Raw genomic sequence first — 19,115 nt, forward strand, 5'->3', positions numbered from 1 at the left:
CCCCTCAGCGGCGCCCCTCGACGAGCAGCGCGCCGACGAGCGCGAAGCCCGCGACCCACAGCATCCACGAGCCGAAGACCTTGTCGAGGGCCGGATCGAGGGCGGGGAAGAACACCGCGAAGTGCGAGGCCACCGCCGCCATGACGAGCAGGAGCGGCACGAGGATCAGCGCGGCCGCGCGCACGGCCCGCGCCCGCGGACGCCCGGCGAGCCATGGCGCCGCCAGCCCGATCGCGAGCCCGAGCACGCCGCCGGCGACGAAGTTCGCCTGGAAGGCCTCCGTCGTATCGAGGAAGAAGAGGTGGCCCGCGTAGTGGAAGAGGGCGAAGAGGGCGGCGGTGACGAGGAGGCCGAGGAGGAGGGGGCGCATGGGGGCGATACAAATCAAATGCTGCTCTTCTTTGGAATTCGAAGGCTACGTCGCATAAGTTCTATGGATTCGCGTTCGTCCATTCGAAAAATCGGCATCACGACACCTCTGTTTTGAGCCCGCTGGTAATGTCGAGAGCTGATAATTTTCGGGTTCTGATTTTCCAAGAGAGCAATGACCTCCAGATCGTTGCGTTCGAGCCGCATCAATTCAAGGCGTAGAAGAAGCGCCTCATTCAACTTTTCGTTGGAACTGACGAGGTACACTGCTCCGACACTCGATTGAGCAAGCGAGGCGTTCGGCCTGATCACGATATCTGCAGGAAAATCATGAAGTTCATCGTTAACTGGCACGTTTTGATCGATGTTGGCTGCATGTCCCATCAGTTCCTTAACAGCGATGAGTGCATCCTCGCGGAATGTCGATCGAACGAAATTTCTGGTCAGAAGCTCGAGATCGCGCACCCTGATGAGACCGGACAGAAAACGCACGCATCTCTGACCCACCTGATCTGACAGAAATGGAAGCGTCCGAATTTCATACGTTTCTCTATCCCAGTAGGCACCGCAGCCGTCGAGGATCGAATCAAGCAATTGACCTCTCGTCCCTTGGTCGATGGCGATGTCGCTGGCGACGAGGTGCGAAAGATAAGAACCGTCGTCCTCCAAGGAGGCAAGATCTTCGTCGAAGGACAGGAAGAAGCCGATACGATCGCCAGAATCGTCAGCAAACGTCGAACCCACAGCAAAGCCGGATGCGGTCGGCGTAACTGTGAAGCCCGTGCAAAAGGTTTTGCAGAGCATCTCTTGAAGTTCTTCAGGGTGCATCGAGGTCCAAGCTCCCCTGCTGTCCGTCGTGCATTCTGAAAAAACCTCGCGCAGCCCGCCAGAAAGACGTGAGAGTCCATGCGCTCGTTCGTCTGTGCCTATGGCCTCCCGGAGGAAAACGTTCCAATCCACCAAAGCTCGTCGGCCCGGTCTCGACGCCGCTTCGCAGACAATCGGCGCGCGCGTGAACGCCAGGATGGTCACTGTGGTACTCGAAACGGCACACCACCGATGCGCCTTGTCCATCGATCAGGATAAGTGAAGCCTTGAAGTTGCCCCGGCGAGGATTGCACTCCGACAAGAGCACGAAGTCGCGATCTACGGATCGCGCGCGAACCGATCTCCACTGCCAACCGGCTCGCATCGGCTTCGTTCGTGCGTAGATTGCCGAGTGCTTCGGGGGCAGGTCTGTCGCGCTCCAACCCGTGTCCGACACCGAGTCTTTTCGCTCGCGGATCAATTCCCTGACACGCATCCCCCGCCCCTGGTCAGCAGGCTACCCACGCGCCATCTTCAATTGTTCCCGCCATATTGACAAGCGCCGATCGACCCGGATCCTCTGATCACCCCCGCACCCGCTCCACCCGCGCCCCGCAGCGCGTCAGCTTCGCCTCCAGCGCCTCGAAGCCGCGGTCGAGGTGGTAGACGCGGTTGATCGTGGTCTCGCCCTCGGCGGCGAGGCCGGCGATGACGAGGGAGACGGAGGCGCGCAGGTCGGTCGCCATCACCGGCGCGCCGCGCAGGCGCTCGACGCCCTCGATCGTCGCGAGGTCGCCGTCGAGCCGGATCTTCGCGCCGAGCCGGGCGAGTTCCTGCACGTGCATGAAGCGGTTCTCGAAGATGGTCTCGCGAATGCGCGAGGTCCCCTTCGCGCGGCTCATCAGCGCCATCAGCTGCGCCTGCAGGTCCGTCGGGAAGCCGGGGAAGGGCTCCGTCGTCACCTCCACCGGGGAGAGCCCCGCGCCGTTGCGGGCGACGCGGATGCCCGCGTTCGTCGGCTCGATCGTCACGCCGGCCCGCACGAGCGTGTCGAGCGCGCTCTGCAGGAGCGGCGCGCGGGCGTTCTCGAGCAGCACGTCGCCGCCGGCCATCGCCACCGCCATGGCGTAGGTGCCGGTCTCGATGCGGTCCGGCAGCACCTCGTGGCGCGCGCCGCCGAGCCGCGGCACGCCCTCGATCACGATCGTCGAGGTGCCGGCGCCGGAGACCTTGGCGCCCATCTTGTTCAGGCAATCGGCGACGTCGACGATCTCCGGCTCGCGCGCGGCGTTCTCGATCACGGTCGTGCCGTTGGCGAGCACCGCCGCCATCATGGCGACGTGGGTGCCCGACACGGTCACCTTCGGAAAGACGATCTCCGCGCCCTTCAGCCCCTTGGGCGTCTTCGCCACGACGTAGCCCGCCTCGATCTCGATCCGGGCGCCCAGCCGCTCGAGCGCGAGGATGAGGAGGTCGACCGGCCGGGTGCCGATGGCGCAGCCGCCGGGCAGCGACACCCTCGCCTCGCCGAAGCGCGCCACCAGCGGCGCGATCACCCAGAACGAGGCGCGCATGCGCGAGACGAGTTCGTAGGGCGCGGTCGTGTCGATGATCGTGGAGGCGCACAGGCGCAGCGTCTGCCCCGTCTCGGCCGATTCGCCCGGGCGGCGGCCCACCACCGTGTGATCGACGCCGTGGTTGCCGAGGATGCGCAGGAGGAGCTGGACGTCGGCGAGCCGCGGCACGTTGGCGAGTTCCAGCGTGTCGCCCGTGAGCAGGCTCGCGATCATCAGGGGGAGCGCCGCGTTCTTCGCGCCGGAGATCGGCAGGACGCCGGTGAGCGGGGCGCCGCCCGTGATGACGATACGATCCATCGATTGTCTCTTCCCACATGCGGGTGCGCGGCTGCGCACGGAGAAACTGGGGCGGATGGTTGAAGGAAAGGTAACACGACCGTGTCAATTTTCGGACGGCGACCGCGGGCAGGGCTCCGGGCAGGGCTCCGGATCCGGCGCGGCCGGCGCGCCCGCGTCCTGCCGCGCGGCGTCGCCCGTCGCGCGGACGCGGCTCTGCGCCTTGCGGCGCTTGAGATTCTCGCGCAGCGCCGCCTTGAGGCGCCGGGCGCGCTCGTCGTCGGCCATGCCCATCCTTTCGTCGGCGGCGCATCCCGCGGGCGGGTCCGCCGGGGTCTGTCACGGCGCCGCACCCGTCCTGCATCCGCCGGCCCTGCGGCTATATTCGCTCTGGACCATTTGATCAACGTCAAGGCAGATGGCCGAGAAACGAGGCTCAATCGTGCCGGCTCGCATCCCCCGCGTCCGTTCGTCCCCCGGTGAGATCATGGACTACACGCACTATTTCGAGAGCGCCGTCGCCTCCCTGAAGTCCGAGCGTCGCTACCGCGTCTTCGCGGACCTCGAGCGCATCGCCGGCCGCTTCCCGCGCGCGACCTGGCACGGCGCGCCGGGTGGCCCGCGCGAGATCACCGTGTGGTGCTCCAACGACTATCTCGGCATGGGCCAGCATCCCGACGTGATCGCGGCGATGGCGGACACGGCGCGGCGCTGCGGCACGGGTGCGGGCGGCACCCGCAACATCTCCGGCACGAGCCACCCCATCGTCGGCCTCGAGCGCGAGCTCGCCGACCTCCACGGCAAGGAGGCGGCCCTCGTCTTCACCTCGGGCTACGTCTCGAACCAGACCGGCATCGCCACGATCGCGAGGCTCATCCCGAACTGCCTGATCCTCTCGGACGCGCTCAACCACAATTCGATGATCGAGGGCGTACGCGGGTCGGGCTGCGAGAAGAGGATCTGGCGCCACAACGACCTCGCCCACCTCGAGCAGCTCCTGCGCGAGGCCGGGGACCGCCCGAAGCTGATCGTCTTCGAGAGCGTCTACTCGATGGACGGCGACGTCGCCCCGATCGGCCGCGTCTGCGACCTCGCGGAGCGCCACGGCGCCATGACCTATCTCGACGAGGTGCACGCGGTGGGCATGTACGGCCCCCGCGGCGCAGGCATCGCCGAGCGCGACGGGGTAATGGGCCGCGTCGACGTGATCGAGGGCACGCTCGGCAAGGCCTACGGCGTGCTGGGCGGCTACATCGCCGGGCGCGGCGCCGTGATCGACGCCGTGCGCTCCTACGCGCAGGGCTTCATCTTCACCACCGCGCTGCCGCCGGCGATCTGCGCCGCGGCCGCGACCTCCGTGCGCCACCTCAAGCAGTCGCGTGCCGAGCGCGAGGGCCAGCAGCGCCAGGCGGCGCGCACCAAGGCGGTTCTCGTCGAGGCCGGCCTGCCGGTAATGCCGACGCCCACCCACATCGTCCCGGTGATGGTGCGCGACGCCGAGGCCTGCAAGGCCGCCTCCGACCGGCTGCTGGAGCGCCACGGCATCTACATCCAGCCGATCAACTACCCCACCGTCCCGCGCGGCACGGAACGCCTGCGCATCACGCCCACCCCGCTCCACGCCGAGGCCGACATCCGCCACCTGCGCGACGCGCTCGTCGAGGTCTGGTCGGCGCTGGGCCTGCCCTTCGAGATGCGGGCGCAGGCGGCGGAATAGCGGGTTCGGGCGGGGGTTCGGGCCTGGGTTCGGGCCTACCGGGCGAACGACGTTTTTGCGCCTTGCGTCCCCGACCGCGATCCTCTATGCACCCCACGATGCTGCCGCGCTCCCTCCGGGAGCGCACGCGCCGCGTCCGCTGCCGTAGCTCAGTGGTAGAGCACTCCCTTGGTAAGGGAGAGGTCGAGAGTTCAATCCTCTCCGGCAGCACCAGCCGCTGGCCACCGCTCGGGCGGGGACGCGCCGGCCTGCGAGCTTCTCCTTCCGCCCGTCCCGCGAAGCGGGCGTTCCGATCACCGACCGCGCCGCGGACATCTCAGCGACCCGAGGTGCCGTGGAACCCGGCTCACGGCCGTGCCGAGAACGCGAGCTGGGCGCCGAGCGCGGCGAAGGCGCCGGCGAAGGTGCGGCGCATCCAGACCAGGACGCCGGGGTTCGAGACCACCATGCGCCGCATGGAGGCGGCGAAGGCGCCGTAGACGACGAAGACGGCGAAGGTCATCAGCATGAAGACGGCGCTGAGCGTCAGCATCCGCGACAGGACCGCCGGATCGGTCGGGCTGACGAACTGGGGCAGGAAGGCGAAGAAGAAGATCGACAGCTTCGGATTGAGGACGTTCAGCAGGATCCCGCGCACGATCGTACGCGAGGCGGAGATCGGCGCGAGGTTCTCGTCCACGGTCAGTGCGCCGTGCTCCTTCAGCGTGCGCCAGGCCATCCAGAGCAGGTAGGCGACGCCGAGATAGCGCAGGATCTCGAAGGCGAGCGCGCTCGTGTGCAGCACCGCCGCGAGTCCCGTGATCGCCGCCGCGATGTGCGGGACGATCCCCAGCGTGCATCCGAAGGCGGCCACGATGCTCGCCCGGGTGCCGCGCGAGAGCCCCGTGGCGAGGGTGTAGAGCACGCCGGTGCCCGGCGAGACGACGACGATCAGCGAGGTCAGGAGGAATTCGATCGACATGGACGGGACGCGCTCCGCAACCGGTTGCGGCGATCCTAGGCCGCCGACTCCGGGTGTTCAAGCGCGGTCTCCGTGTCGCCGGCCCGAGACGCACGCGATGGTACGACGGGGACCACATCCGGGCCTGCCGGGCGCGCCCGCCCCATTCCCCTTACCCCTTTCCCATTACCCCTCCCCCTTCCCCTCCCCGCGCTTCTCCCCTAGAAACCGGGGCAGGAGCGCGCGTCCCATGTCCCACAACACGTTCGGCCATCTCTTCCGCGTCACGACCTTCGGCGAGAGCCACGGGCCGGCGCTCGGCTGCGTGGTGGACGGCTGCCCGCCGGGCGTCCCGCTCACGGCGGAGGAGATCCAGGCGGAGCTCGACCGGCGCCGGCCCGGGCAGTCGCGCTTCACCACGCAGCGCCGCGAGCCGGACGCCGTGAAGATACTCTCCGGCGTCTTCCAGGACGAGCGGATGGCGGCGCAGGTCACCACCGGCACGCCGATCGCGCTCCTCATCGAGAACGTCGACCAGCGCTCCAAGGATTACGGCGAGATCCGCGACGCCTACCGCCCCGGCCACGCCGACTTCGCCTACGACGTGAAATACGGCGTGCGCGACTATCGCGGCGGCGGGCGCTCCTCGGCGCGCGAGACGGCGGCGCGGGTCGCGGCGGGCGCCATCGCCCGCAAGGTCGTGCCGGGCCTCGTCGTGCGCGGCGCCCTCGTGCGGATGGGCCCGCACGGGATCGACCGCGACGCGTGGGACTGGGAGGAGGTCTCCCGCAACCCCTTCTTCTGCCCAGACGCGAAGGCGGCCGAGCGCTGGGCGGACTATCTCGACGGCATCCGCAAGGCGGGCTCGTCGATCGGCGCGGTGATCGAGATCGTGGCCGAGGGCGTGCCGCCGGGCCTCGGTGCGCCGATCTACGCCAAGCTCGACGGGGATCTCGCCGGGGCGCTGATGTCGATCAACGCGGTCAAGGGCGTGGAGATCGGCGAAGGCTTCGCCGCGGCCGCGCTCACCGGCGAGGAGAACGCCGACGAGATGCGCCCGGGCAACGACGGCGCGCCGGTGTTTCGCTCCAACAAGGCCGGCGGCGTGCTCGGCGGCATCTCCACCGGCCAGCCGGTCGTCGCCCGCTTCGCGGTCAAGCCCACCTCCTCGATCCTCGCGCCGCGCGCCTCGGTGACCCGCGAGAACCAGGAGACGGAGGTCGTCACCAAGGGCCGCCACGACCCCTGCGTCGGCATCCGCGCCGTGCCGGTGGGCGAGGCCATGGTGGCTTGCGTGATCGCGGACCACTATCTGCGCCACAGGGGACAGGTCGGCGCCGTGCGCGGCTGGCCCCTGGAGCATCCCTTCGGCTAAGACACCCGCGCGGCACATCCGCCCGCCGACGAGCAGACATCATGCCCCAATCGGTCACCGACGCCATCGAAGCCTTCGCCCGCGGCGAGATCGTCATCGTCACCGACGACGACGACCGCGAGAACGAGGGCGACCTCATCGTCGCCGCCTCGCTGTGCACGCCCGAGAAGATGGCGTTCATCATCCGCAACACCTGCGGCATCGTCTGCGCGCCGGTGACGGCGGCAGAGGCGAAGCGCCTGCGGCTCGACCCGATGGTCGCCTCGAACGACGCGCCGCTCGGCACCGCCTTCACGGTCTCGGTCGACGTCCGCCACGGGCTGACCACGGGCATCTCGGCCGAGCAGCGCTGCAACACCGTGCGCGCGCTCGCCAACGGCAACATGGGCGCGGAGGACTTCGTGCGCCCGGGCCACGTCTTCCCCCTCGTCGCCAAGGAGGGCGGCGTGCTGATGCGCTCGGGCCATACGGAGGCCGCCGTCGACCTGTGCCGGCTCGCCGGCCTGCCCGAGGTCGGCGTGATCTGCGAGCTCGCCAACGACGACGGCACGGTCATGAAGGGAGACCAGATCGTCGCCTTCGCCGAGCGCCACGGCCTGAGGCGCGTCTCGGTGGCCGACATGATCGCCTATCGCCAGCGCCGGGAGAGCCTGGTGACGCGGGTGGGCACGTTCCCCGTCGAGACCCGCCACGGGCCGATGACGGGCTACGCCTACACCACGCCCTTCGACGCCGTGCAGCACTTCGCCGTCGTGCATGGCCGCGTCGGCGACGGCAAGGGCGTGCTCGCGCGCCTGCACCGCGCCAACGTCGTCAACGACGTGTTCGGCCCCACCGGCGCCGTCGACCGCGCCCTCGCGCGCTTCGCGACGGAGGGGCGCGGCGTGCTCGTCTACCTGCGCGAGGGCACTGCGGGCGTGCCGCTCACCTCCTATTCCGAGGAGGCGAGCCGCTCGGAGGCCGAACGCAACGCCGCCTGGCGCGAGGTCGGGCTCGGCGCGCAGATCCTGCGCGACCTCGGCGTCACCTCGATCCGCAATCTCGCGAGCTCGTCGCGCTCCTACGTCGGCCTCGCCGGCTTCGGAATCGCGCTGGAGGAGACGGTGCCGCTCGACGGATGAGCGTGCGGGGCGGGCGCGCAGGGGGCGGGCGCGGCTTCGCGCACGGCCGCCTCGGCAGGCGGCGCCCTCGCCGCGGGCGCGTTCCCGTGGTAGCGCTCGCGGGATGAAGGCACCCTCCACCCCCACCCGCGCCTCCGCGGACGCGATCGACGGCCGCCCAGCCTGGATCCGGCTCGCCCTCGCCGTGTGCCTGTCGTCGCTCGGCGGCGTGGGCATGTGGTCGATCGTCGTCGTGCTGCCCACGGTGGAGGCGGCCTTCGAGGCGAGCCGCGCGGCCTCGTCGCTCGCCTACACGGTGCTGATGCTCGCCTTCGCCGGCGGCGGCGTGACGATGGGGCGGCTCGCCGACCGCACCGGCATCGTGCCGCCGCTGCTCGCCGGCGCGGGCCTTCTCGCCGCGGGCTACGTCGCGAGCGCGGCGGCGCCGAGCCTGCCGGTCTTCATCCTCGCCCACGGGCTCGTGGGGCTCGGCGCGTCGGCGACGCTCGGGCCGCTGATCGCCGAGATCTCGCACTGGTTCCTCAGGCGGCGCGGCATCGCGGTGGCGATCTGCGCGTCCGGCAACTACGTCGCCGGCGCGATCTGGCCGCCGATCGTGCAGGCGCTCGTCGAGACGACCGGGTGGCGCACGGCGCACCTCGTCATCGCGGGCATCCTCCTCGTCGGCATGGTGCCGCTCGCGCTCTCCCTGCGGCGCCGTGCGCCTCTCGGCGACGCGGGGACGGCGCACGTCGTCCCCGCCGGGCGCGCGGCGCTCGGGCTCTCGACGAACGCGCTCACCGCGCTCCTCTTCGTCGCCGGCATCGCCTGCTGCGTGGCGATGGCGATGCCGCAGGTGCACATCGTCGCCTATTGCACCGAGCTCGGCTTCGGCGCGGGGGTGGGGGCGCAGATGCTCTCGCTGATGATGCTGTTCGGCATCGTCAGCCGCATCGCGTCCGGTTTCGTCGCCGACCGGATCGGCGGGCTCGCGACGCTGCTGATCGGCTCGACGCTGCAGGCCTTCGCGCTCCTGCTCTACATGCTCGTCGACGGGCTCGCGGCGCTGTACGTCGTCTCCGCCCTGTTCGGCCTGTTCCAGGGCGGCATCGTGCCGAGCTACGCCATCGTCGTGCGCGAGTACTTCGCACCGGCCGAGGCCGGCATGCGGGTCGGCCTCGTGCTGATGGCCACCATCCTCGGCATGGCCTTCGGCGGCTGGCTCTCGGGCGCGATCTTCGACGCGTCCGGCGACTACGCGCCGGCCTTCCTGAACGGGCTCGCCTGGAACCTGCTGAACATGGGCGTGATCGCGATGCTGCTCGTGCGGCGCGGGAGACGGCTCGCGGCGGCGTGAGGGGTGGCGCCCGGCTGCGCCACCGTCACCTGAAGAGCGACAGGCGCTCTTCGAAGTCTTCGCCGCCTTCGCCGGGGTCGCGCTGGAGCTCGTATCGATCGGGGCTAGGCTGCCACCTCGGCGACTCCACGTCAGAAAGCGTATCGACGTATTCGGCGTGCCGTGTCACGAGCTCGGTGAGCAGGGCCACGACATCGAGACCGTCGCGCGCTGCCATCCGCCGAGCGAGCTCGAACACCTCGGACGGCAGCTCGATCGCAACACATCCGCCGCTCATGTCGCCCTCCCGCAGGATCGAAAATCGACTCCGCACCATAGCACCAGCAGCCTGACGAGGTCTCCTCGAGAGCCTGATGCTCCGAGCGACTAGCTGAGGATCAGTCGTAGCGACAGAGGATCGGGTCGGCGACGGTGGCGGCGTTCTCCTGGATGAGGCGCGCATGCTCGGTCCCGGAGCACCCGAACCGGCGCCACGCGTCTTCACAGTTCTCCGGCTCGACGCCAACCATCGCGCTGATGCAAACGCGCGTGACCTCGTGCTGCGGCGGGTATCCTCTTGGTGCGAACCCGTGCTTCGCCATGAATGCCGTCTCGGTGTCGCCGCGCCACTTGAGCCTGTTGCACAGCATCCCGGCCTGAAACGCCGTGCAGTACTGGACCGTCAGCTCACGCCAGTTTCCCGGGCGGCTGTCGGCGACGGCCGGGACGAGTGCAGCGCCAAGAGCGATGGCGGTCATGCATGCGCGAACAGCGTGTCGCATGGGCGATCTCCTTGCGGCGTCCCGGGGGAGGATAGCGTGAGCGGGCCAGCTTTGCATGCAGCAGACAGCGGAGAATGCGACTGCCAGCCCTTTACGTTAGAAGCAACTCCAAACCTGCAATTCCCTTGGAGAGTCGGGGCCACGTCATTCCCTCGGAGCCGTCATGCGTTGAGCATGGCCGACGCGCGCAGCGGAGGGCACCCCGAAGGGGCCGGAACGAAGTGGAGGAGGGCGAAGCCCTTGCCTGGAGCGAGCACGTCGGCACCCTCGGGCATGATGCTTCGAGGAGCGAGCAAGGCGCCGCGCCTGAATGAATGCCCACCCTCATCGCACCATCACCACCGGCGTCCCCACCCGCACCCGCCGCATGAGGTCGAGCACGTCCTCGTCGCGCATGCGGATGCAGCCGTAGCTAGCGGCCGAGCCGATGGACGCGCGCATCGTGCGCGTCGTGCCGTGGATGGCCGTGAGGCCGTCGTCCAGCGTGAGGGCGGCGGCCCCCATCGGGTTCGAGGGGTGGCCGCCGGGGATGAGGTCGGGCAGGTGCGGCATGTCGCGGCGCACGTCCGGCGGGGGCGTCCAGGCCGGGGCGACGTGCTTGCCGTCGATGCGCCGCCAGCCGGTCCACATCTTGTCGGCGCGCGGCACCGCCACGCGGTAGCGGATCGCGGTGCCGTCGCCGAGGTCGAGATAGAGCGCGCGCTCGGAGGCGCGCACCACGATCGTGCCGGCGGGCACGTCGAGATCGAAGGCGACGCGCTCGCGCGCCTGCAGCGGCGCCGGCGCGAAGGCGAACCAGGCGGCGAGAACGAGGATCATGGTGAGACGCTGCATGGCGTCGGGCCTCCCCCGGGTGCGTGACGGGGGAGCGTTCTCGCGCGATCGCCGCCAGCAGCGGGTGAGGGAACGTGGTTGAGAGAGGCTCAATCGCGCGGCATGGTCGGCGGAGCGTTCACCAGACGCGTCGAATTGCGCGCATCCGCGTCCGGCCGCGTTCCGCTCGGGTGCATGCGCGTGCTACAGATCGATCGACAACAGTCGCCACGGCCGACATGACCCTCGACGGCACCCGCATCCTCCTCGTCATCGGCGGCGGCATCGCCGCCTACAAGGCGCTCGACCTGATCCGCCGCCTGCGCGAGCGCGGGGCGCGGGTGCGCTGCGTGCTGACCGAGGGCGCGCAGCGCTTCGTGACGCCGCTCGCGGCGGCGGCGCTGTCGGGGGAGCGCGCCTTCACCGACCTGTTCGACCGGGAGGACGAGGCGGCCATCGGCCATATCCGGCTGGCACGGGAGGCGGACGCGGTCGTCGTCGCGCCGGCGACCGCGAACCTGATGGCGCGCATGGCGAGCGGCCAGGCGGACGACCTCGCGACCACCGTGCTGCTCGCGACGACGGCGCCGATCCTGATCGCGCCTGCGATGAACCCCACCATGTGGCGCCACCCGGCGACGCGCCGAAACCTCGAGACCCTGCGCGCCGACGGCGTCGCCGTCGTCGGCCCGAACGCGGGGCCGATGGCGGAGCCGGAGAGCGGCCCCGGGCGGCTCGCGGAGCCGCTCGAGATCGCCGACGCTCTCGAAGCGCTCCTCGGCGCGCGCATTCCCGCGACGGCCGGGCCGCTCGCCGGCCGGCACGTGCTCGTCACGTCGGGGCCGACGCACGAGCCGATCGACCCGGTGCGCTACATCGCCAACCGCTCTTCCGGCAAACAGGGCCACGCCATCGCCGCCGCGGCCGCCGCCGCCGGCGCGCGGGTGACGCTCGTCTCCGGCCCCGTGACGGTTCCCGACCCGCCGGGCGTCGCCGTCGTGCGCGTCGAGACCGCCCGCGAGATGGAGGCCGCCGTCGAGGCGGCGCTGCCGGCGGACGTCGGGATCTTCGCCGCCGCGGTCGCCGACTGGCGTGCGGCCGAGGAGGCGCCGTCCAAGCGCAAGAAGGACGGCGGCGCACCCGCCCCCCTCGCGCTCGCGCTCAACCCGGACATCCTCGCCGGCGTCGCGCAGCGCACGGACGGACGCCCGGCCCTCGTCGTCGGATTCGCGGCGGAGACCGACGACGTGATCGCCAACGCCCGCGCCAAGCTCGCGCGCAAGGGCTGCGACCTCGTCGTCGCCAACGACGTCTCCGCCGCGGGCGGCGGGGTGATGGGCGGGGACCACAACACGGTCCACCTCGTCGATGCGGCCGGCGTCGAGAGCTGGGCGCGCGCCGGCAAGGACGAGGTCGCACGCCGCCTCGTGGACCGCATCGCGGCGCTGCTCGCGGCGCGACAGGAGGGAACCCCGTGACTGCGACCATTCGCGTCGAGCGGCTGCCGCATTGCGGCGATCTTTCATTGCCGAAATACGAGACCGAGGGTGCGGCGGGGCTCGACCTGCTGGCGGCGATCAGTCATACTACGTATCTCGAGCTGGGGATTCGAGAGAGGGTCCTGGTCCCGACCGGATTCGCGCTCGAGCTGCCGGAAGGCTACGAGGCGCAGGTGCGGCCGCGGTCCGGGCTGGCGGCGAATCACGGGGTCACCGTGCTCAACGCCCCGGGCACGATCGACGCGGATTATCGCGGCGAGGTCATGGTGCTCCTCGTCAACCTGGGCGACGCGCCGTTCCGGATCACCCGGGGGATGCGCATCGCGCAACTCGTCATCGCGCCGGTTGCGCGGGCGACGCTGATCGAGGTCGCCGCGCTCGGGGAGACGCCCCGCGCGGGCGGGGGATTCGGGTCGACCGGCGCCTGAGCGCCGGCGATCGGGGGAAACGAACGGCCGAACGGCCGCACGAGGGGTTCGCCGTCATGATCCTGCTGTCACGCCGTTCGCTGCTCGCCATCGCCGCCGTGGTGGACATCGCGCTCCACGCACGCCCGACGCCGGTGGCGGCGAAAGTGCTGGCGCAGCGCCACAACCTGCCGCCGCGCCACCTCGAGACCGTGCTCCAGGCGCTGGTGCGCTTCGGCATCCTCAAGGGCGTGCGCGGCCCGCGCGGCGGCTACGAGCTGGCCAAGGAGCGCCGGCGGATCACCGCCGGCGACATCGTGCGCGCGGCGATGAGCGTCACCGGCGAGGACGGGCTGCCGCCGCTGCCCGAGAGCCAGCTCGTCGACGAGGTCGTCGGCCCCGTGGTCAGGAGTGCGGGCGAGGCCTTCCTCGGCGAGCTCGACGCCATCACGGTGGAGGACCTGTGCACTCGCTCCGACGCGATCAAGGAGCCCGGCGCCAGCAGCGACGGCGCGCTCGATTTCGCCATCTGACATGTGAATTCGAAAACAAGCGCGACTTCACGCGTAAAATAGGCTAGAGGGGGCCGAACCGAAACACGGAGGCTCTCATGGCCGAGACCGCACGCACCGACGAGACGCCGCGCACCCACGGGCGCGGCCGCGTCTACGACTCGATCACCCAGACCATCGGCGACACGCCGCTCGTGCGCCTCGCGCGGCTGCCGCAGGAGCGCGGCATCGAGGCGAACATCCTGCTCAAGCTGGAGTTCTTCAACCCGATCGCCTCGGTGAAGGACCGCATCGGCGTCTCCATGATCGAGGATCTGGAGGCGCAGGGGCGCATCGCGCCCGGCGCCACGCTGATCGAGCCGACGTCCGGCAACACCGGCATCGCGCTCGCCTTCGTCGCCGCCGCGCGCGGCTACCGGCTGATCCTCGTCATGCCCGAGACGATGTCGCTCGAGCGGCGCAAGATGCTCGCCTTCCTCGGCGCCGAGCTCGAGCTCACGCCAGGGCCGCAGGGCATGAAGGGCGCCGTCGCCCGCGCCAGGGAGCTGGCCCAGGAGATCCCCGGCGCGGTGATCCCGCAGCAGTTCTCGAATCCGGCGAACCCCTACATCCACAGGGTGACGACGGCGGAGGAGATCTGGAACGACACGCACGGCGCGGTCGACGTGCTCGTCTCGGCGGTCGGCACCGGCGGCTCGATCACCGGCGTCGGCAAGGTGCTCAAGGCGCGCAAGCCCGGCGTGCGGGTGATCGCGGTCGAGCCCGAGGACAGCCCGGTCCTCTCCGGCGGCCAGCCCGGCCCGCACAAGATCCAGGGCATCGGCGCGGGCTTCGTGCCGGACATCCTGGAGCGCGACCTCATCGACGAGGTCGTGACCGTGGGCAACCAGACGGCCTTCGACACCTCCCGCGCGCTGGCGCGCGCCGACGGCATCCCCGGCGGCATCTCGACGGGCGCCAACGTCGCCGCCGCGCTGGAGATCGCCGCGCGCCCCGAGATGAAGGGCAAGACGATCGTCACCTTCGCCTGCTCCTTCGCCGAGCGCTACATCTCGAGCGCACTGTTCGAGGGGTTGTGAGGGCGAGCCGCGGGGTTTGGTATCGCAATCCGGGGTGACAGGATCGTCACCCCGGATTACGCGACGAGTGGGGACGGGAGTTCACGGGTACTCCTGCTACGGCGCATACGTTCATTGCGTGGGCGCGACTTCTGCGAAAAGCCGAGGCTTGGGCGGCTTCCGACAACAGTCAGAACTTACCTCAAAGGTCCAGGCCTAGCTGTTTCGGCTCGTCCAAGCGGATGACACCGAGCAGTAACCATGTCTGCGGGCGCGTCTTCGTGTTGCCCATGGCAAACACGACCCCGCGACGGGGATATTCTTCGTTGTATACCTGATTAAGGTAGGTCAGTGCTTCCTGTTCACTGCGTTCCCTTCGAAATTTCCAGAATGTGGCGTTCGTCTCCCAATCCTCACACGTGCCGTGGTGAATGCCGTCGGCGTCGGAGTAGCGAAATCGGAACACGTACGGAATCGGTTCGAGCGCCGTGAGATCCTCACGTTCGAAGATATCTCCTTGGGCGATCGCCCGCTCGTATCCCTCTCGCTCGTTCGCGATTGCGTCGCGCGATTTTCTGCGATGATAGAAGCGCACATTCGTAGGGCGAATTAGCGCCAATGTCTCGCCCGCATTCGCCGCGAGTTTCCACGATGGGCGAACGAGGGGTTCGAGAAATGCGGCTCGTTCCTTGGAAGGAAGACGCCCCGAGACAAAGAGAGATTCGTGAGCGACACGACAGCTCTCAGGTCTTCGATCGTCTCGCGGGACCGAATACCGGAAATCTATCCAATCCCACCGGCTGAATTTCTCCTTCATACGGCGGAAGCGGATAGGGAACAGCCGCTTCCAATACCGGTCGACAGTGACGCCTGCACAGCAAACCGTTTCACCGTATCTGCGGCTGGGGTGCGGAATCGCTTTCACGAGCACGACCACTCGGCAAGGCATGAGCGTGACGGACATAACGATTCGGCTCGTCTCCGAATAAGTCGAATGACGATATATTGCACGAACGCAACTCGTGAGCAATCATGGACCGATGACAATTCCTGGGGTCGCGTTCGAAGCAAAGAAGGCAAGTCGCTGTACAGCTTGCAAGCGACCTGAGAGCGCGCAAGCCCTCGATCGCTCCGGCTGTCCCCAGGTGTGCCCGGTAGATCGATTCGAATTCGCACATCCTGCCGGACCTCGCAGCCTCACGCCCCGGTTTGGGATCGCCCAGCTCGGGAAAGTGCCTGTAGGCGATGCCCCTCTCGGCCAATGCGATGCACAGCTTGTTCTTCGAAAACCCCTTCTTTCTGGATACGGGCACGGCTCGGACATCGGCGACGGTTTCGATGCCGACAATGATCAGCGTTTCAATGAACCGATCGATGTCGGTCCCTTCATAGCCGATCGTGAACAGAGTATGCATGCGGCCTCCGGGTCTCGACAATCCACTCGCGAGGTTTACAAGAGCCTTGCGTACTGGTCGACAGATTGAGCCTCCCTCAATGCGCCTCGTCCCAGTTCCCCGCCGCCCGCGCCTCGACCGCGAGCGGCACTTTCAGCGTCAGTGCGGGGTGGGGCGCGTCCTCCATGACCTTCGCCACCACCGGCAGCATGGCCTCGACCTCGTCCTCCGGCACCTCGAAGACGAGCTCGTCGTGGACCTGGAGGAGCATGCGCGCGGAGAGCTTCGCCTCGACGAGGGCGTCCTCCATGCGAGTCATGGCGCGGCGGATGATGTCGGCGGCCGAGCCCTGGATCGGCGCGTTGATCGCCTGGCGCTCGACGCCCGCGCGCTCCGCCGGGTTGCCGGCGCGGATCGCCGGGTAGTGGCAGACCCGCCCGAACAGGGTCGTGACATAGCCGTTCTCGCGGCAGAAGGCCTTTGTCTCGTCCATGTAGGCGCGGATACCGGGGAAGCGCTCGAAATAGCGCTTGATGAAGGCCGCGGCGTCCCCCTGCGGGATGCCGAGCCGCGCCGCGAGCCCGAAGGCCGAGATGCCGTAGATGATGCCGAAGTTGATCGTCTTCGCCTGCCGGCGCAGGTCCGGCGTCATCTGGTCGAGCGGCACGCCGAACATCTCGGACGCGGTGGTCGCGTGAATGTCGACGCCCTCGGCGAAGGCCGCCTGCATCTGGGGGATGTCGGCGATGTGGGCGAGGAGCCGCAGCTCGATCTGCGAGTAGTCGGCGGAAACGATGCGGTATCCCGGCTCGGCGATGAAGGCCGTGCGGATCTTGCGGCCCGCCTCGGTGCGCACCGGGATGTTCTGGAGGTTCGGGTCCGACGACGACAGCCGGCCCGTCGTGGTGGCGGCGAGCGAGAAGCAGGTATGCACCCGGCCGGCCTCGTCCATGTAGCCCGGCAGCGAATCCGAGTAGGTGGACTTGAGCTTCTGGACCTGCCGCCATTCCAGAATCTTAGCCGGCAACTCGTGCCCGGCCTCGGCGAGCTCCTCCAGCGCGGCGGCCGGGGTCGCCCATTGGCCGGACGGCGTCTTCTTGCCGCCGGGCAGCCCGAGCTTGCCGAACAGGATCTCGCCGATCTGCTTGGGGCTGCCCACGGAGAAGCGCTCGCCGGCGTCCTGCTGGATCTCCTCCTCCAGCCGGGCCATGGTCTGGGCGAAATCGGAAGATAGCCGGCTCAGTACCTGACGGTCGACCTTGATGCCGCGGCCTTCCATGCGCGCGAGCACCGCGGGCAGTGGGCGCTCCAGCGTCTCGTAGACGGTGACCTTCCCCTCCGCGACGAGCCGCGGCTTCAGCACCCGCCACAGCCGCAGCGTCACGTCCGCGTCCTCCGCGGCGTAGGTCGTCGCCCGGTCGATCGGAACGCGGTCGAACGACACCTGCGCCTTGCCGGAGCCCGCGACCTCGGCATAGGCGATGCAGGTGTGGCCGAGATGGCGCTGGGCGAGGTCGTCCATGCCGTGGTTGTTGCGCCCGGCGTCGAGCACGTAGGACATCAGCATCGTGTCGTCGAAGGGCGCGACCGCGACGCCGTGGCGCTGCATCACCAGCCAGTCGTACTTCATGTTGTGCGCGACCTTGAGGACGCCGGGGTCCTCGAGCATCGGGCGCAGCAGCGCGAGCGCCTGCGCGACGGGGATCTGGTCGGGCAGGAGCCCGGTCCCGGAGAAGAGGTCGCTCTCCGGGTCGCGGTGCTGGAGCGGCACGTAGCAGGCCCGGCTCGGGCCGGTGGCGAGCGAGACGCCGACGAGATCCGCCTTGTGCGCCTCCAGCGCGGTGGTCTCCGTGTCGAAGGCGACGACGCCCGCCGCCGTCGCCTCCTCGACCCAGGCGCGCAGGCGGTCGAGCGTCGTCACGCGCTCGTAGCCGTCCCGGTCGACCTTCACGTCCGTCGCCTGCTTCAGGCGCAGCGCCACGACCCGCGCGGGCGTCGCGTCCTCGTCCGCGGGCTTCGCGGACGTCCCGGCGGCCTCGGCCCCGCCCGACACGTCCGAGCCGGCACCGTCGCCGGGCGCGACCCCTCCCGCACGGGCGAGCGCCGGGTCGGCCTCGACCTCGTTGAGGTCGATCCCGTGGTCCGCCGCGACGCGCTTCGTCACGGTGGTGAACTCCATCGCCTTGAAGAAGGCGATCAGCCGGCGTGCGTCGAAGGCGCCGAGCCGCAGGTCGTCGACCGGCACCGGCATCGGCGCAGCGTCGTCGAGCAGGACGAGGCGCTTGGACAGCCGCGCCACGTCGGCGTTGGCGATCAGCGTCTCGCGGCGCTTGGGCTGCTTGATCTCGGAGGCGCGCGCGAGCAGCGTCTCGAGGTCGCCGTACTCGACGACGAGCTGCGCGGCGGTCTTCTGGCCGATGCCGGGGACGCCGGGCACGTTGTCGGAGGTGTCGCCCATCAGCGCGAGAACGTCGGCGATCCGCCCGGGCGGCACGCCCCAGCGCTCGGTCACCGCCGCCTCGTCGAGATCGCGCTCGGGCCGGTAGCCGGGCTTGCCCTTGATGCCGCTCTCGAAGTCGAAGAAGCGCACCCTCGGCCCGACGAGCTGCATCAGGTCCTTGTCGGCCGAGACGATCAGCACGTCCGCCCCGCGCGCGGCGGCCTCCTTGGCGTAGGCGGCGATCAGGTCGTCGGCCTCGTAGCGCTCGAGCTCGATCGGCTCGAGCCCGAAGGCGCGCACCGCGTCGCGCATCAGCGGCATCTGCGCCTTGAGGTCCTCCGGCGCGTCCGGTCGGTGGCCCTTGTACTCGGGGTAGACCTCGCGGCGGAACGAGCCCTCCGACTTGTCGAGCACGATCGCGAGGTGCGTCGGCGTCATGCCGGCGGCGCCCTTCTCGAGGAACTGCAGGAGCTTGACGCAGAACATGCGCAGCGCCCCCGTCGGCAGGCCGTCCGAGCGATAGTTGTAGCGCGCGTCCTGGTTCATCGACTGGAAGAAGGCGCGGAACACGAAGGACGAGCCGTCGACCAGGATCAGCGTGTCGCCGGCGCCGAGCGGGGCCGATGCGTCCTGGCCGGTCTGAGGGGTCGCTGTGGCGGTCATGGCGGAGCTCCGTGCGGTCTGCGGCGCGCACCCTAGAGCATCTTCCGAGC

19 protein-coding genes and 1 tRNA gene are annotated in these 19,115 nt (G+C 69.4%); 9 read left to right on the forward strand and 11 right to left on the reverse strand.

The annotated features are described in order from the left end of the window. Positions 1-4 precede the first annotated feature (4 nt). The 4 genes from AB9M23_RS13240 to AB9M23_RS13255 form a co-directional block, all read right to left on the reverse strand. Complete coding sequence (locus tag AB9M23_RS13240) at positions 5-370, reverse strand: DUF5367 family protein (protein WP_372425025.1); 366 nt, start codon at positions 368-370, stop codon at positions 5-7. A 14-nt stretch (positions 371-384) separates the two neighbouring features. Further along, positions 385-1,401 (reverse strand): DUF1828 domain-containing protein, encoded by a 1,017-nt coding sequence (locus AB9M23_RS13245; RefSeq protein WP_372425026.1) that lies wholly within the window; start codon positions 1,399-1,401, stop codon positions 385-387. A 359-nt stretch (positions 1,402-1,760) separates the two neighbouring features. Continuing rightward, entirely contained in the window at positions 1,761-3,050 is a 1,290-nt protein-coding gene (gene murA, locus AB9M23_RS13250) for a UDP-N-acetylglucosamine 1-carboxyvinyltransferase (RefSeq protein WP_372425027.1), read from the reverse strand. 84 nt (positions 3,051-3,134) lie between these two features. Beyond that, positions 3,135-3,317, reverse strand: coding sequence for a hypothetical protein (locus AB9M23_RS13255; protein ID WP_372425028.1), 183 nt, complete (start codon positions 3,315-3,317; stop codon positions 3,135-3,137). A 199-nt stretch (positions 3,318-3,516) separates the two neighbouring features. Here AB9M23_RS13255 and hemA point away from each other — a divergent pair, with 199 nt between their 5' ends. Further along, positions 3,517-4,746: a 5-aminolevulinate synthase gene (gene hemA, locus AB9M23_RS13260; protein ID WP_372425029.1), complete on the forward strand. Its 1,230-nt coding sequence runs from the start codon at positions 3,517-3,519 to the stop codon at positions 4,744-4,746. A gap of 138 nt (positions 4,747-4,884) precedes the next feature. Then, positions 4,885-4,959, forward strand: a tRNA-Thr gene (locus AB9M23_RS13265). A gap of 133 nt (positions 4,960-5,092) precedes the next feature. Here AB9M23_RS13265 and AB9M23_RS13270 read toward each other — a convergent pair. After that, complete coding sequence (locus AB9M23_RS13270; RefSeq protein WP_372425030.1) at positions 5,093-5,707, reverse strand: LysE family translocator; 615 nt, start codon at positions 5,705-5,707, stop codon at positions 5,093-5,095. Between the two features lie 229 nt (positions 5,708-5,936). Here AB9M23_RS13270 and aroC point away from each other — a divergent pair, with 229 nt between their 5' ends. The 3 genes from aroC (at position 5,937) to AB9M23_RS13285 (ending at position 9,518) form a co-directional block, all read left to right on the forward strand. Further along, positions 5,937-7,061 (forward strand): chorismate synthase, encoded by a 1,125-nt coding sequence (gene aroC / locus AB9M23_RS13275; protein WP_372425031.1) that lies wholly within the window; start codon positions 5,937-5,939, stop codon positions 7,059-7,061. A 41-nt stretch (positions 7,062-7,102) separates the two neighbouring features. Further along, a complete protein-coding gene (gene ribB, locus AB9M23_RS13280; protein ID WP_372425032.1) occupies positions 7,103-8,182 on the forward strand; it encodes a 3,4-dihydroxy-2-butanone-4-phosphate synthase in 1,080 nt (359 codons plus the stop codon). A gap of 103 nt (positions 8,183-8,285) precedes the next feature. Continuing rightward, complete coding sequence (locus AB9M23_RS13285; protein WP_372425033.1) at positions 8,286-9,518, forward strand: MFS transporter; 1,233 nt, start codon at positions 8,286-8,288, stop codon at positions 9,516-9,518. Positions 9,519-9,543: 25 nt separating this feature from the next. On the opposite strand, the gene AB9M23_RS13290 is transcribed toward AB9M23_RS13285, so the two are convergent. The 3 genes from AB9M23_RS13290 to AB9M23_RS13300 form a co-directional block, all read right to left on the reverse strand. Next, positions 9,544-9,795, reverse strand: coding sequence for a hypothetical protein (locus AB9M23_RS13290; RefSeq protein WP_372425034.1), 252 nt, complete (start codon positions 9,793-9,795; stop codon positions 9,544-9,546). 100 nt (positions 9,796-9,895) lie between these two features. Beyond that, positions 9,896-10,279: a hypothetical protein gene (locus AB9M23_RS13295; RefSeq protein ID WP_372425035.1), complete on the reverse strand. Its 384-nt coding sequence runs from the start codon at positions 10,277-10,279 to the stop codon at positions 9,896-9,898. Between the two features lie 324 nt (positions 10,280-10,603). After that, a complete protein-coding gene (locus AB9M23_RS13300) occupies positions 10,604-11,113 on the reverse strand; it encodes a L,D-transpeptidase (protein WP_372425036.1) in 510 nt (169 codons plus the stop codon). 218 nt (positions 11,114-11,331) lie between these two features. Between AB9M23_RS13300 and coaBC the strand changes: the two genes are divergently transcribed. The 4 genes from coaBC (at position 11,332) to cysK (ending at position 14,589) form a co-directional block, all read left to right on the forward strand. After that, positions 11,332-12,570, forward strand: a complete 1,239-nt coding sequence (coaBC, locus tag AB9M23_RS13305) for a bifunctional phosphopantothenoylcysteine decarboxylase/phosphopantothenate--cysteine ligase CoaBC (protein ID WP_372425037.1) — start codon at positions 11,332-11,334, stop codon at positions 12,568-12,570. Beyond that, positions 12,567-13,019 carry a dUTP diphosphatase gene (gene dut / locus AB9M23_RS13310; RefSeq protein WP_372425038.1) on the forward strand — a complete coding sequence of 151 codons (453 nt, stop codon included), beginning with the start codon at positions 12,567-12,569 and terminating at the stop codon, positions 13,017-13,019. The genes coaBC and dut overlap by 4 nt, the downstream gene beginning before the upstream one ends. Before the next feature lie 56 nt (positions 13,020-13,075). Continuing rightward, positions 13,076-13,531, forward strand: a complete 456-nt coding sequence (locus tag AB9M23_RS13315) for an RrF2 family transcriptional regulator (RefSeq protein ID WP_372425039.1) — start codon at positions 13,076-13,078, stop codon at positions 13,529-13,531. Positions 13,532-13,608: 77 nt separating this feature from the next. Beyond that, entirely contained in the window at positions 13,609-14,589 is a 981-nt protein-coding gene (gene cysK, locus AB9M23_RS13320; RefSeq protein WP_372425040.1) for a cysteine synthase A, read from the forward strand. 181 nt (positions 14,590-14,770) lie between these two features. On the opposite strand, the gene AB9M23_RS13325 is transcribed toward cysK, so the two are convergent. From AB9M23_RS13325 to polA, 3 genes are all read right to left on the reverse strand, one after another. Next, a complete protein-coding gene (locus AB9M23_RS13325) occupies positions 14,771-15,532 on the reverse strand; it encodes a DUF8758 domain-containing protein (protein ID WP_372425041.1) in 762 nt (253 codons plus the stop codon). Beyond that, a complete protein-coding gene (locus tag AB9M23_RS13330) occupies positions 15,456-15,983 on the reverse strand; it encodes a DUF488 domain-containing protein (protein ID WP_372425042.1) in 528 nt (175 codons plus the stop codon). The genes AB9M23_RS13325 and AB9M23_RS13330 overlap by 77 nt, the downstream gene beginning before the upstream one ends. A 76-nt stretch (positions 15,984-16,059) precedes the next feature. Beyond that, positions 16,060-19,065 (reverse strand): DNA polymerase I, encoded by a 3,006-nt coding sequence (gene polA, locus AB9M23_RS13335; RefSeq protein ID WP_372425043.1) that lies wholly within the window; start codon positions 19,063-19,065, stop codon positions 16,060-16,062. Between the last annotated feature and the right edge of the window lie 50 nt (positions 19,066-19,115).

The organism is Salinarimonas chemoclinalis (assembly GCF_041514305.1).
GTDB classification, from domain to species: Bacteria; Pseudomonadota; Alphaproteobacteria; order Rhizobiales; family Beijerinckiaceae; genus Salinarimonas; species Salinarimonas chemoclinalis.

What these genes read in the sequence shown, in the direction of transcription:
- AB9M23_RS13240 (WP_372425025.1), bottom strand. Translation starts at nt 370, where the DNA reads ATGCGCCCCCTCCTCCTCGGCCTCCTCGTCACCGCCGCCCTCTTCGCC.
- murA (WP_372425027.1), bottom strand. Translation starts at nt 3,050, where the DNA reads ATGGATCGTATCGTCATCACGGGCGGCGCCCCGCTCACCGGCGTCCTG.
- AB9M23_RS13255 (WP_372425028.1), bottom strand. Translation starts at nt 3,317, where the DNA reads ATGGCCGACGACGAGCGCGCCCGGCGCCTCAAGGCGGCGCTGCGCGAG.
- hemA (WP_372425029.1), top strand. Translation starts at nt 3,517, where the DNA reads ATGGACTACACGCACTATTTCGAGAGCGCCGTCGCCTCCCTGAAGTCC.
- AB9M23_RS13270 (WP_372425030.1), bottom strand. Translation starts at nt 5,707, where the DNA reads ATGTCGATCGAATTCCTCCTGACCTCGCTGATCGTCGTCGTCTCGCCG.
- aroC (WP_372425031.1), top strand. Translation starts at nt 5,937, where the DNA reads ATGTCCCACAACACGTTCGGCCATCTCTTCCGCGTCACGACCTTCGGC.
- ribB (WP_372425032.1), top strand. Translation starts at nt 7,103, where the DNA reads ATGCCCCAATCGGTCACCGACGCCATCGAAGCCTTCGCCCGCGGCGAG.
- AB9M23_RS13285 (WP_372425033.1), top strand. Translation starts at nt 8,286, where the DNA reads ATGAAGGCACCCTCCACCCCCACCCGCGCCTCCGCGGACGCGATCGAC.
- AB9M23_RS13290 (WP_372425034.1), bottom strand. Translation starts at nt 9,795, where the DNA reads ATGAGCGGCGGATGTGTTGCGATCGAGCTGCCGTCCGAGGTGTTCGAG.
- AB9M23_RS13295 (WP_372425035.1), bottom strand. Translation starts at nt 10,279, where the DNA reads ATGCGACACGCTGTTCGCGCATGCATGACCGCCATCGCTCTTGGCGCT.
- AB9M23_RS13300 (WP_372425036.1), bottom strand. Translation starts at nt 11,113, where the DNA reads ATGCAGCGTCTCACCATGATCCTCGTTCTCGCCGCCTGGTTCGCCTTC.
- coaBC (WP_372425037.1), top strand. Translation starts at nt 11,332, where the DNA reads ATGACCCTCGACGGCACCCGCATCCTCCTCGTCATCGGCGGCGGCATC.
- AB9M23_RS13315 (WP_372425039.1), top strand. Translation starts at nt 13,076, where the DNA reads ATGATCCTGCTGTCACGCCGTTCGCTGCTCGCCATCGCCGCCGTGGTG.
- cysK (WP_372425040.1), top strand. Translation starts at nt 13,609, where the DNA reads ATGGCCGAGACCGCACGCACCGACGAGACGCCGCGCACCCACGGGCGC.
- AB9M23_RS13325 (WP_372425041.1), bottom strand. Translation starts at nt 15,532, where the DNA reads ATGTCCGTCACGCTCATGCCTTGCCGAGTGGTCGTGCTCGTGAAAGCG.
- AB9M23_RS13330 (WP_372425042.1), bottom strand. Translation starts at nt 15,983, where the DNA reads ATGCATACTCTGTTCACGATCGGCTATGAAGGGACCGACATCGATCGG.
- polA (WP_372425043.1), bottom strand. Translation starts at nt 19,065, where the DNA reads ATGACCGCCACAGCGACCCCTCAGACCGGCCAGGACGCATCGGCCCCG.